The sequence below is a fragment of the Endozoicomonas sp. ALC013 genome (genome assembly GCF_049310205.1).
Classification (GTDB): domain Bacteria; phylum Pseudomonadota; class Gammaproteobacteria; order Pseudomonadales; family Endozoicomonadaceae; genus Endozoicomonas.
On record NZ_JBLYNS010000151.1, the window covers coordinates 1 to 10988 of the forward strand.

The 10988-nt window shown below is 46.8% G+C and carries 12 protein-coding genes; 5 read left to right on the forward strand and 7 right to left on the reverse strand.

Annotated elements, in window-relative coordinates:
* Window positions 1-29: 29 nt before the first annotated feature.
* Both ACO6V1_RS19945 and ACO6V1_RS19950 read right to left on the reverse strand, forming a co-directional pair.
* The gene (locus ACO6V1_RS19945; RefSeq protein ID WP_422450227.1) at window positions 30-1028 is read right to left on the reverse strand and encodes an NAD-dependent epimerase; all 999 of its coding nucleotides are present in this window, start codon (window positions 1026-1028) and stop codon (window positions 30-32) included.
* Window positions 1029-1164: 136 nt separating this feature from the next.
* Window positions 1165-2484, reverse strand: coding sequence for a UDP-glucose dehydrogenase family protein (locus ACO6V1_RS19950; protein ID WP_422468176.1), 1320 nt, complete (start codon window positions 2482-2484; stop codon window positions 1165-1167).
* A gap of 175 nt (window positions 2485-2659) precedes the next feature.
* Between ACO6V1_RS19950 and ACO6V1_RS19955 the strand changes: the two genes are divergently transcribed.
* From ACO6V1_RS19955 to ACO6V1_RS19965, 3 genes are read left to right on the forward strand one after another with little or no spacing between them, the layout of a single operon-like run.
* The gene (locus ACO6V1_RS19955; RefSeq protein ID WP_422468178.1) at window positions 2660-3442 is read left to right on the forward strand and encodes a glycosyltransferase family 2 protein; all 783 of its coding nucleotides are present in this window, start codon (window positions 2660-2662) and stop codon (window positions 3440-3442) included.
* A gap of 14 nt (window positions 3443-3456) precedes the next feature.
* Window positions 3457-4581, forward strand: a complete 1125-nt coding sequence (locus ACO6V1_RS19960; protein ID WP_422468180.1) for a glycosyltransferase family 4 protein — start codon at window positions 3457-3459, stop codon at window positions 4579-4581.
* A gap of 7 nt (window positions 4582-4588) precedes the next feature.
* Window positions 4589-5674, forward strand: coding sequence for a glycosyltransferase family 4 protein (locus ACO6V1_RS19965; RefSeq protein ID WP_422468182.1), 1086 nt, complete (start codon window positions 4589-4591; stop codon window positions 5672-5674).
* Between the two features lie 107 nt (window positions 5675-5781).
* On the opposite strand, the gene ACO6V1_RS19970 is transcribed toward ACO6V1_RS19965, so the two are convergent.
* From ACO6V1_RS19970 to ACO6V1_RS19985, 4 genes are all read right to left on the reverse strand, one after another.
* Entirely contained in the window at window positions 5782-6330 is a 549-nt protein-coding gene (locus tag ACO6V1_RS19970) for an acyltransferase (protein ID WP_422450232.1), read from the reverse strand.
* 57 nt (window positions 6331-6387) lie between these two features.
* A complete protein-coding gene (locus tag ACO6V1_RS19975) occupies window positions 6388-7389 on the reverse strand; it encodes a hypothetical protein (RefSeq protein WP_422450233.1) in 1002 nt (333 codons plus the stop codon).
* Window positions 7390-7429: 40 nt separating this feature from the next.
* Window positions 7430-8569, reverse strand: a complete 1140-nt coding sequence (rfaQ, locus tag ACO6V1_RS19980; RefSeq protein WP_422450234.1) for a putative lipopolysaccharide heptosyltransferase III — start codon at window positions 8567-8569, stop codon at window positions 7430-7432.
* Between the two features lie 148 nt (window positions 8570-8717).
* Window positions 8718-9947, reverse strand: coding sequence for an O-antigen ligase family protein (locus ACO6V1_RS19985; RefSeq protein ID WP_422468188.1), 1230 nt, complete (start codon window positions 9945-9947; stop codon window positions 8718-8720).
* A 28-nt stretch (window positions 9948-9975) separates the two neighbouring features.
* Between ACO6V1_RS19985 and ACO6V1_RS19990 the strand changes: the two genes are divergently transcribed.
* Together ACO6V1_RS19990 and ACO6V1_RS19995 are read left to right on the forward strand one after the other, a co-directional pair.
* Entirely contained in the window at window positions 9976-10119 is a 144-nt protein-coding gene (locus ACO6V1_RS19990; RefSeq protein WP_422468184.1) for a hypothetical protein, read from the forward strand.
* A 78-nt stretch (window positions 10120-10197) separates the two neighbouring features.
* On the forward strand, window positions 10198-10779 hold the full coding sequence (locus ACO6V1_RS19995) for a Uma2 family endonuclease (RefSeq protein ID WP_422450236.1): 582 nt from the start codon (window positions 10198-10200) through the stop codon (window positions 10777-10779).
* Here the strand turns inward: ACO6V1_RS19995 and ACO6V1_RS20000 are convergent.
* Window positions 10776-10988 (reverse strand): DUF2442 domain-containing protein (locus tag ACO6V1_RS20000; RefSeq protein ID WP_422468186.1); only part of this gene is annotated, 213 nt, incomplete at its 5' end. The two genes, ACO6V1_RS19995 and ACO6V1_RS20000, sit on opposite strands and share 4 nt — an antisense overlap.

A 10988-nucleotide genomic window follows, 5' to 3' on the forward strand; every position in this document is an offset into this window, starting at 1 on the left:
CATCTTCTGCTCTGAAACAAGCCGTTTCGTTATTTCTGCCAGTTCATGTACCAATGAGCAAACATTTGTAACCCTTCTTCAATGGACGTTGACGGTTTAAAACCGACCGTCTCCATCAAATCACTGACATCGGCATAGGTTGCATAAACGTCACCGGGCTGCATCGGTAAGTATTGCTTCTCGGCCTGTTTACCAATGGCATTTTCCAGTGCTGTGATAAACGTCATCAGTTCAACAGGTTGGTTGTTACCGATATTGTAAATCCGGTAGGGCGCTGAGCTGCGGCCCGGATCAGTGCTGTCAAAATGATCTGACTTTGTTGGAATAACATCCTGAATGCGTACTATACCTTCCACGATATCATCAATGTAGGTGAAGTCTCTTTTCAGTTTGCCCTCATTAAAGACGGGGATGGCCTCTCCACGGTTAACCATCTGGGTGAATTTGAAGTAAGCCATATCCGGACGCCCCCATGGACCGTACACCGTAAAAAAGCGCAGGCCAGTGGTAGGTAAGCCATAGAGATGCGAATAAGTGTGGGACATTAACTCATTGGATTTCTTGGTCGCTGCGTAGAGTGAAACCGGATGGTCAACAGCATCTGTCGTTGAAAATGGCATTTTGGTATTCATGCCATAAACAGAACTGGAAGAGGCATAGACAAGGTGTTCTACCTCGTTGTTGCGGCAACCTTCAAGAATGGTGGCATGGCCAACAAGGTTGCTGTCGATATAGGCCATAGGGTTGTCGATGGAGTAACGGACGCCCGCCTGAGCTGCCAGATGAATCACCCGGTTGAACTGTTCCTGCTTGAACAGTGCGGCTATACCCTCGCGATCCGCCAGGTCGAGTTCAACAAAGCGAAAGTTTTTCAGTGGGGCCAGTTCATTGAGGCGGCCATGCTTAAGGCTGACGTCGTAATAGTCATTGAGATTATCAATGCCAACCACTTCATGCTCCATTTCACAGAGACGCCTGGTGGTAAAGAAGCCAATAAAGCCTGCGGCTCCAGTGACCAGATATTTCATCGTGGTTTACCTGTTTTGAAACCACTAAGGGCATAAAGATCACCAAGATTTACCTGTTGCTCAGTGTTTTATGCCCTGAGGGTATTTTGTGTACACAATCTTTTTATAAAAGATGCTTGAATGAGTAGAGTCCGCGTTAGCGACCAATGGCGTAGTATTTGAAGCCTTTCAGCGTCATCCGTTGAGGTTCGTACATGTTACGGCCATCAAAAATCACAGGCTCTTTCAATAACGCTTTCAGCTGGTCAAAGTCGGGAGCACGGAATTGACGCCACTCAGTGCAGATAACCAGTGCGTCAGCGCCTTTAATTGCCGCTTGTTGTGTACCAGACAGTGTCAGGTCATCCCGAAGACCATAGATGCGTTGTGCCTCTTCCATCGCCTCCGGGTCATAGGCCTGCACTTGTGCACCGGCCTGCCAGAGTGATTCCATCAGCACCCGGCTTGGCGCATCGCGCATATCGTCTGTATTGGGTTTAAATGCCAGCCCCCAGAGTGCAATGGTTTTCCCTTCCAGCTGACCGTTAAAGTGTCTGCTGAGTTTGGTGAACAGAACATTTTTCTGCTGGGCATTGCGCTCTTCAACGGCTCTCAGGATCAGGGGCTCAAAGTCAATGTCCTCTGCGGTTCTTTTCAGGGCCTGAACATCTTTCGGGAAGCAGGAGCCACCGTAACCACAGCCAGGATAGATAAAGTGGAAGCCAATGCGGGGGTCAGAGCCGATCCCCTGACGCACCATCTCAATATCAGCACCCAGTCGTTCAGCCAGGCCAGCTATCTCATTCATAAAGCTGATCTTGGTCGCCAGCATGCAGTTCGCAGCGTACTTGGTCAGTTCCGCACTTCGGACATCCATAAAAATCATGCGGTCATGGTTGCGGTTGAAAGGAGCGTACAGCTCTTTCATGGTATCAGTCACTTGGTCACTGTCGGTACCGACCACAATTCGATCCGGTCTCATGCAGTCATTAACCGCCGCACCTTCTTTCAGGAACTCAGGGTTAGAAGCGACAGAAAACTCAAGCTGAACACCTCGCATCTTCAGGACTTCTGCCACTTTGGCGGCTACTTTATCGGCTGTGCCGACAGGGACCGTGGACTTGTTTACAATGATTTTCCGGTCATCCATCTGCTGTGCAATCGTACCGGCCACAGCGAGGACGTATTGCAAATCAGCAGAACCATCTTCATCCGGTGGCGTTCCCACGGCAATAAACTGCAATGTGCCATGGGCAGTGCCCTCAGCGGCATCCGTCGTGAAGTGCAGTCGGCCAGTCTCGCTGTTCTCTTTCACAATAGGCTCGAGTCCTGGCTCGTAGATAGGAATAATGCCGCGCTTCAGGTTATCAACTTTGTTTTGATCAATGTCGACACAGACAACATCATGACCCACTTCTGCCAGAACCGCAGCCTGTACCAGGCCAACGTAGCCGATACCGAAAACAGTGACTTTCATAGTGAAGGGTTACCGTGAAAAATTAAGTCGGGCTATTCTAACTGAAAGCGTACTGGGCGGAAATGTCAGGTTGATAAAGCCTGTCGTTTACGGGGTTCTGCAAAGCCGATATGATTCGTCTCTTTTGCTGGCTGGATCTTCGAGACAGCTTCTGACAAAGCGAGCCGAGCCACTCATGTCTCAAGCGACTACCCTTTCTGTTGTCCTGATTGCCAAAAACAGCAGTGCTACCCTGGAGAGTAGCCTGAACTCCGTGCAATGGGCTGATGAAATCATTCTTCTCGATGCTGGCAGTACCGATGACACAGCTGAGATTGCCACCCGTTGTGGTGCCAGGGTTTATCAGCACACTGACTGGCAGGGTTATGGCAGGCAGCGTCAGATTGCCCAGCAATATGCGACATCTGACTATATATTTATGCTGGATACAGATGAGCAGGTCACCGATGAACTCAAGGTGAGCATTTCAGAAGTGCTGTCAAAACCGCGTCAAGCCAATAAAGTGTATTCCTGTGCCCGGCGTAACTGGTTTCTGGGCCGCTACATGATGCATTGTGGCTGGTATCCGGATCGAGTCCTGCGTCTTTATCTGAATAACGAGAGAACCTATAACAGCAACCTGGTACACGAATCCGTTGAAACTGCCGGAGCTGAAGTGATCAACCTCCAGGGTGACCTGCTGCATCGTACCTGCGATGACTATATGCAGTTTCAGCAAAAGCAACTGGTATATGCCCGAAGCTGGGCTGAAGAGCGCTTTTTGCAAGGCAAGAAGGTCGGTCTGGGATCTGCCTTTGGCCATGCGCTGGGTGCGTTTATTAAAACCTTTTTACTGAGGAAAGGCTTCCTTGATGGCGGCCACGGGCTCCTGCTCTCACTGGTGGTTACCCAGTATACCTTCAATAAATATGCTGCGCTGTGGGCTATGAGTAAAACCCGCAGGCAGACCGGTGAATAACGGGCACCTGACTTATGATCAAGCTTGCTATTGTCAGACAAAAATATCGGCCCGATGGCGGTGCTGAGCGTTTTGTGGCATCTGCGTTGTCTGCTCTCTCAGAGCAGCAGCAACTGGATATTACCGTATTAACACGACAGTGGGATGGTATAAAGAACCCGTCTGTTCATATTGAGGTTTGCAACCCGTTTAAATGGGGCCGTGTCAGTCGTGAACGAGGTTTTGCCAGGGCTGCACAGAAACACTTCTCCAGTTTTGATATTGTTCAGAGCCATGAGCGTATCCCGGGTTGTACCATTTATCGTGCTGGAGATGGTGTGCATAAATGCTGGCTGGAACATCGCTCGAGAATTATTCCTGAAGCTCAAGCAAAGCGAATGAAAAATGATCGCTTTCACCGTTATGTGATGGATGCGGAGAAGCAGATGTTTGAGCATCCGAAGTTGAGAGCGGTGATTTGCAACTCCCAAATGGTAAAAGTGGAAGTGTGCCGGGAGTTTGCCATCAATCCAGAGATTGTTCACGTTATCTACAACAGTGTTAATCAGGAAAAATTTAATCCTGCCCTGAAACAGGCTGAAGGATTGGCAGTCCGGGAAGCATTGGGAATTGAAGCAGATGCAGCGGCGATGCTGTTTGTGGGTTCCGGGTTTGAGCGAAAAGGTCTGTCAGCGTCATTGGAAGCCGTTGCAGCTACAAAAGCGCACCTGATTGTTGTTGGCAAGGATAAACAGGAAGAAATATATCAGCAGAAGGCACGTGATCTGGGCTGTGCTGAGCGTGTTCATTTTATGGGGATGAAGAACGACAGTAGTCGTTTTTATGGTGCTGCTGACGGCTTTATTCTGCCCACGATTTATGACCCTTTTCCGAATGTTATTCTAGAGGCCATGGCATCAGGCCTTGGTGTGATCACCAGTACCAGCAGTGGCGGAGCGGAGATTATTGAGGAAGGACGTAATGGCTACTGCTGTGATGCCCTGGATATACCCGCTTTATCCTCTGCCATCAACGCATTTACTGATAAAGGCCATGCCACGAGCCTGGGTATGATGGCTCGGGAAACCATTAAACCATTCACTTCAGAACGGCTTACAAACCAGTTGTTGTCTCTGTATAGCCAGATATTGAATACTTGAGAAAAGCATGAAAATTTTACATACAGAGTCATCCTGTGGATGGGGTGGTCAGGAAATCAGAACCCTGACTGAGTCTGAAGGTATGATTGATCGAGGCCATCAGGTTACCATCGCCTGTCCTGAACACTCAAAGATTTATGAGGCGGCCCTGAAAAGAGGTATTCCGGCGGTTGCTCTGCCGATTCAGAAAAAGAAGCTATCTTCTTTATGGGCAATGCATCAGTATTTATCCGCACATCACTTTGATGTGGTTAATACCCACAGCTCTACCGATAGCTGGCTGGTTTCGCTCTGTCTGGCCTGGAAAAAGCACCGTCCAAGAATTGTACGAACCCGCCACCTATCAACAGCGGTACACAACAACCGGAGCACATTGTGGCTATACAATAAAGGGAACGATTTTATTGTCACAACTGGTGAGCAGCTAAGACAAACATTGCACAGCCACAACGGCATTCCGCTGGAAAAGATGAAGTCGATTCCTACCGGTATCGATCAATCACGTTTTGTACCGGCTGATAACAAAAATGAAATCCGTCAGGCTCTGGGTTTACCCGTGGATAAAACCATTATTGGTATTCTTGCAACCCTGCGGTCCTGGAAAGGGCATGAATATCTGATCAATGCTTTTGCGCAGTTGTCCAGGGACGATATACATCTGCTGATTGTTGGTGACGGACCACAGTTTGAAAATGTTCAACAGCAAATTTCAGAACTTGGTATTTCAGACAAGGTAACTATGCCAGGTAATCAGGAGAATGTTGTTCCCTGGCTTCAGTTGATGGATATTTTCTGCCTTCCCTCCTATGGTAATGAAGGGGTTCCTCAAGGAATTATGCAGGCTATGCTGTGCAGGCTCCCGATTATATCTACCGATGTTGGTAGTATTCTTGAGGTTCTCCATCCGGGGGAAAATGGCCTATTGGTTAAGACCAGAGATGAGAATACCGTTCGTGAAGCTCTTGAAACACTAGTGAATGATTCTGAAAAGAGAGAGCAGTTTGCAAGGTACAGTCTGGATTATGCTTTGGCCAACTGTACTAAAGTTAAAATGGTGCATGATATGGAGTCGGTATTCCGAGGGGCGGATTAACTTATTAATGGCTCGGCTTATATACTGAACCACTGGTTATTCAATAGCCAGTGGGATTAATGCGATGTGAATATTAATAATTGACAATGTAGCAACGATTTTCTCTGCTATACAAAGACTTTCTTCTTGTCCGAATTGGCTTCAGGATCTTCATAGCATCGTTTTTCGTGAATTAATACTTCCAGCTTATTCTGGTTTCTCTGTTTAATGACTTGAGCCGGGTTTCCACCTACTACGCTATAAGGCGGAACATTTTTTACAACAACGCTACCAGCAGCGATTATTGATGCATCACCGATGGTTATTCCCGGCATAATCATTACGTTACGACCTATCCAGCAATACCTGCCAATATTGACGGGCTTTCTGACCATACGATTGTCGTAAGGCAGAAATTTAAGGTCATTTTCATCATAAAAATGATTACTGGTTATGATAGTGCATAGAGGTGCCAGTACTGAGCCGCGGCCTATGAAAATACCACCACTGCCGTCAATATAGGCTTGGCCAAGAATTTTGCAGTGGTCATCAAGCACAATGTTTTCAGTGTGAAGATACTTTGAATCCAATTCTTTAAATTGAACATTCTCGCCAAGTTTTTTGAACTTCTTTTTGTGGTACTTAAAAAAGATAGCCAGCTTTTTGTATAAGCTCATAGTCGTTTCAGGCCTTGGCAAGATAGTAAACAGAAATCAAGAGGCTCCGGCAATAGATTAGATATGCCGGGAAATGGTCCACTTGTGGGTTGATTTACTGAACCGGTTAAGTATTCTCCTCCGAGAGTAGTTGATCAGCCTCTCTGCCTTCCCGGTTTTTTTCCAGCATTCAAATTCTGGAGTAACCAGCTCCTCCATTCTGACCCAGTAAGAAAGTACTGATGGCTCACTGTAGTCCAGGGCAAGTTTTTGGCACTCTGTTACAAGTTCTGAAAAAAGCTCAGAATGTTCCCGCAAACGGTCAATAATTGCCAGGACGCCATTGACAGTAGTGGCATGTAGAACGGCTTTATTACTATTAAATGCAGCTGTTATGGCAGGCTCATCACCCGTAATGCATAACGCTCCAGCAAGCCAGGCATTGGTGGCTTTATTGACGGGTTTGATTTTTAGCAGCTCTACCGGCACATCCCGGACAGCAATCACAATATCTACGTTAGAGTAATCGTGCCACTCAACGCTATCGTTGCTCTTTCCTTTAATAATGAACTCGATACCGCGCTTTTTCAGTTCGGACAAAAATGCTTCGGACTGGAATGCTTCCGCCAGGTTTCGCTTGGGCTGACCAAAAAATGCCACTGTTTTGATGCTATTTCCGCGTTGGTTGTCACGCAAAATCAAGCCGGGCTGTGGCCACTGGGGAACATAAACTTCGTTATGCTTTCCCGTCAGGATTAAGTTCTGATGAAGAACAAAATGTGCCAGTTCTGGGTAATGAGCATCATTTCTGCAGGCTACATAGAAGTAGTTGGCAAAGGTATTTTTTGGACCGGATTTGACACCATCAATGACATTTATTTTGTCTGAACGGGCCTCGCTGCTTAAGGTCACCTGGTAACCTGCAAGTCTAAAATGTAAGTAGGTTAATGATATCCAAATATCCTCTCCGGTGATGACTCTGTGTTTGATTTCTGTTGGTGCTGGCAGGTCGCCGGAAAGTAAATCCTGCCAGCGATCTTTATCATTCAGGACAAAGTGAAGGTTAGATGGTTTGCTCATTATCAAATGTCTGGGTTAAAAATTTGAGTCACTACTATATTTATATTGCAACTGCACCAGAGGTGAGCTGGGCAGTGTCAGTAGTATTAGTTGCCTCAGTGTTATGCGATAGTTGATCAAACGCGCTATCCAGCTCTGATATAACCTGAGGGAGGGGAATTGCCATCATTCCTCTTGATAGTTTGCAATCATTTTCAAAGTAGAGTTCCAGATTGTCATTGGATACTACACGGTGAAGACCATTATGTTGAACACCTGTCATCAGCTGGTAGTTGCTTCCCTGTTTATTGTCCCAGGGGCCCCAGAGGTTTGGTTCACTGGCTCCGAAAAGTGCAACTACAGGTGTATCTGTAGAAGCAGCAATGTGCATGGGGGCTGAGTCAATACCAAAAAACATGCAGGCTTTTGATGTCAGGTAAGCGTAAGCCTGCAGGTTAACTGGCTGTGGCAGTTGGAGAGGCTTTTGCTGGCAGTGGCTGGCAATTTCCTCTGCCATACGGACTTCTTTAGGGTCGGAAGACGTCGTTAGAAGAACGGGTTTTTGCCATTTTTTCTGGATATGGTCGATACACTGAGCGACTTTGGCTGAGTCCCAGCACTTGTACATCCATCGTGAAACCGGGTGGACGACCACAAAACCTTCATTTAGCTCTAGTCTGGACAATAGTTCGTCGATCATCTCTTCATGATTTTTCCGCCAGCCCAAGGTGACTTTCTTTATTACTTTTTGGGAATCGATGGCCTCAGCAAATTGCAGGTCTTTCTGAACCGTAGGGATACGTTGCTGGCTATTGAATGTCGTATCAAAACGAGCAAGCCGGTTGATCAATGTCGGCTTTTTAATGTATCCCATTCGCCGGGTTGCTCCCGAAAGAGCACTGATGATACAACCTCGATCCCCTTCAGTAAGGTTAATAACGAGGTCGTACTGCCCTTTAAACTGCCGGTAAAACTCAATTTCCGTACGAATACGCTGCCAGAAGGTTTGCTCACTTTTCTTGCCTCGGGAATAGGGGATTACCTTATCAACATTGGGATTATCGGCTACTACTTGATTACAGAAATCGTTAACGGAAACATGAAGCTCCGAGTCAGGATAGATTGCTTTCAAGCTCGCAAACAGTGGTGTTGACAGTAAAACATCACCGAGATTACGAAACTTGGTCACCAGAATTTTCATACGCAAAGCCTTGCTGTTTTCACCATGAAGACACTTATAGCAAATTTCACTCTACCTTCATGGCTTTCAAGCGAGAGTATAGATCAGTGGAAATTATAACGGCAGCAGAAAGCAGGCTTCTTGCCGCTAGCTTATGCTTTCCTTCAAGCTAAAGCACATGATCTTCTGAGCTCTGGCTGGGGCTGGACTTTTCCACTGAGTGCTCAGAAATAGTATAAGTCTGAGAATCAATCACTTTTCGATTGGTCTTTCTCTGCAGGTATCCCATGGAAAGCCCGATCAGACAGAATGCTAATTGACCATGTTCAACATAGAGGGTTGAGTTGCCCATACCTCCAACAATAATGTATATGCCTGTCATAATACCGATGACCGGTTCGAGTTCCAGTTTCCGTTCAGAGTAATATTGAATAAGCCACTGTAGATGCTTCCAGGCGGCTACCAGGATAAAAGTGAGCATCAAGAACAGTCCAATATAGCCCCGGTTCAGCAGAACGGAAGTAACTATGTTATGGCCATGGTTTGTATGGAAAAAACGCTCAGATTCATACGGAATTCCTCGTAGGGCAGCGACAGACTGCATATATTCTTCACTGGTGGCAATGTCAAAATGACGATCGCCCGCACCAAACATTGGGAAGTCTGGCAGAACAAAAATAACGGAGTTAAAAATAACATCCCGCTTGCTTAGGAATGAGCTGCCAGTATCGCCGCCCTGTATATGATAGGCGATATTAGCTTTAAAACTTTTTACCGTGGAAATATGGTTGCTGGCGACAAAGAGTGAAATCCCGATAATAATCACGCTTGCAGTGAGTAGGGTCAGGTGTTTCTGGTCAGGCCGGAACTGCATAAAAATAGCGGCAATGGCCATTGCAGCAATAACAGCAACAGCGGTAATTGAGATAGTAGGCACCATGGCAATCGCAAAGAACAGAGCAGCAATGGCAGAGAACCCTTTTATCCAGCGCTTCTGAAGCATGAACAGTGACAGAGATACACCAAAGGCAATGGCAATATACAACGCTGTCTGATTAACATGACCAACCGAGTTGAGTTCTGGATACTCGCCACCATCACGATGCCAGACATACCAAGACTCAAGTATTGCAATCAATGTTCCCAATATGATTGATGATCCCAAAAGGTTGACTTTCGGTGTTGGGATACTTGTTCTGGAAATCAGCAGTGCCGGTATAATCAGTTTGGCAAAAGTCAGTGCCCCACCTACCGGCTTATCCCACCCAAACGGATTGGTGTGGGCCGAGATAAAGCCTGCGGCAAGAAACAGGACAAGAAACCATTCCCAAGAGCGAAGCTTGCCGCCAAAATCCTTTGCTCTCCAACTTTGTACACACCAGGTAATGATATAAACCACTAACAACAGGTTTTTAGGGCCCTCGTACATGGGCAGCACAAAAAAGAAAGCAACCAACAGAAAAAGCTCTGCTTTTGATATGGCTCGCATGGTGGCACCAAATGGATCAGAACATTTAAAACCGGGTAGTTTATCTGTTCAGCGTATCAATTTCAGTAAGAATTCAACTTGATATCATTTGGCTCCTTGTTACCTATCATTCCCCAACTATCCTGAATACCACATAATAAACACACCATCAGGAACGACCATGCAACCACTTATGAAAACCTACCCAATCACCGTCGCCGAGTACCTTGAAGCGGAGAAAACAGCTGAGGTTAAACACGAATTTGTCAATGGTTACGTTTATGCCATGGTCGGTGCCAGTCGGCGGCATAACTTGTTAACGTCGACACTCTCCAGGCTGCTGGGCAATCATCTTCAGGGCACAGCCTGCCAGGTCTTTGCCTCCGATATGAAAGTCCGCGCTGGTGGTAAGAATAACGCCATGTTCTTTTACCCGGATGTGATGGTTGCTTGCAGTCACACCTCTGATGAAACTCCAAAAGACCCCTATGTAGAAGAAACCCCGAAGCTGATTGTTGAGGTGTTGTCGCCCAATACCGAGCAGCATGATCGTTTGGGCAAGCTGGCTGCCTATACGCAAATTGCCAGTCTGGAAGAGTACCTGCTGGTGGATCAGCAGGATATGCTGGTGGATCTTTACCGTCGCTCCGGCGAGCAGTGGCAATTAACCCAGATGAAAAAGGGTGATCAACTGGTATTGAGCTCGGTTGGGCTTGAACTGCCTGTTGCAGATATTTACCGGGATGTTATTGGGGTGGTTTAGTGGGTACCTTTAACAAGCCCCTCAACACTTAGATCTTCATCCAACTCCGGCCAGTATATGCCATCACCCTCTCCCAGTACCTCCCAGTTGGCCCGTTGTTTTTCGGTTGCATCGGCCAGAGTGGGGAACCAGGGGATGGGTATATGGATAACCCTGCCATCCAGTAAGGTGACAATCAGTTCAGAGTCCGTAAACTGAATGTTTTGGGC

Bases quoted from the DNA above. Each gene is read 5' to 3' on its own strand.
- ACO6V1_RS19970 (WP_422450232.1), bottom strand. From the start codon at position 6,330: ATGAGCTTATACAAAAAGCTGGCTATCTTTTTTAAGTACCACAAAAAG.
- ACO6V1_RS19965 (WP_422468182.1), top strand. From the start codon at position 4,589: ATGAAAATTTTACATACAGAGTCATCCTGTGGATGGGGTGGTCAGGAA.
- ACO6V1_RS19990 (WP_422468184.1), top strand. From the start codon at position 9,976: ATGGGCAGCACAAAAAAGAAAGCAACCAACAGAAAAAGCTCTGCTTTT.
- ACO6V1_RS19975 (WP_422450233.1), bottom strand. From the start codon at position 7,389: ATGAGCAAACCATCTAACCTTCACTTTGTCCTGAATGATAAAGATCGC.
- ACO6V1_RS19955 (WP_422468178.1), top strand. From the start codon at position 2,660: ATGTCTCAAGCGACTACCCTTTCTGTTGTCCTGATTGCCAAAAACAGC.
- rfaQ (WP_422450234.1), bottom strand. From the start codon at position 8,569: ATGAAAATTCTGGTGACCAAGTTTCGTAATCTCGGTGATGTTTTACTG.
- ACO6V1_RS19995 (WP_422450236.1), top strand. From the start codon at position 10,198: ATGCAACCACTTATGAAAACCTACCCAATCACCGTCGCCGAGTACCTT.
- ACO6V1_RS19950 (WP_422468176.1), bottom strand. From the start codon at position 2,484: ATGAAAGTCACTGTTTTCGGTATCGGCTACGTTGGCCTGGTACAGGCT.
- ACO6V1_RS19960 (WP_422468180.1), top strand. From the start codon at position 3,457: ATGATCAAGCTTGCTATTGTCAGACAAAAATATCGGCCCGATGGCGGT.
- ACO6V1_RS19945 (WP_422450227.1), bottom strand. From the start codon at position 1,028: ATGAAATATCTGGTCACTGGAGCCGCAGGCTTTATTGGCTTCTTTACC.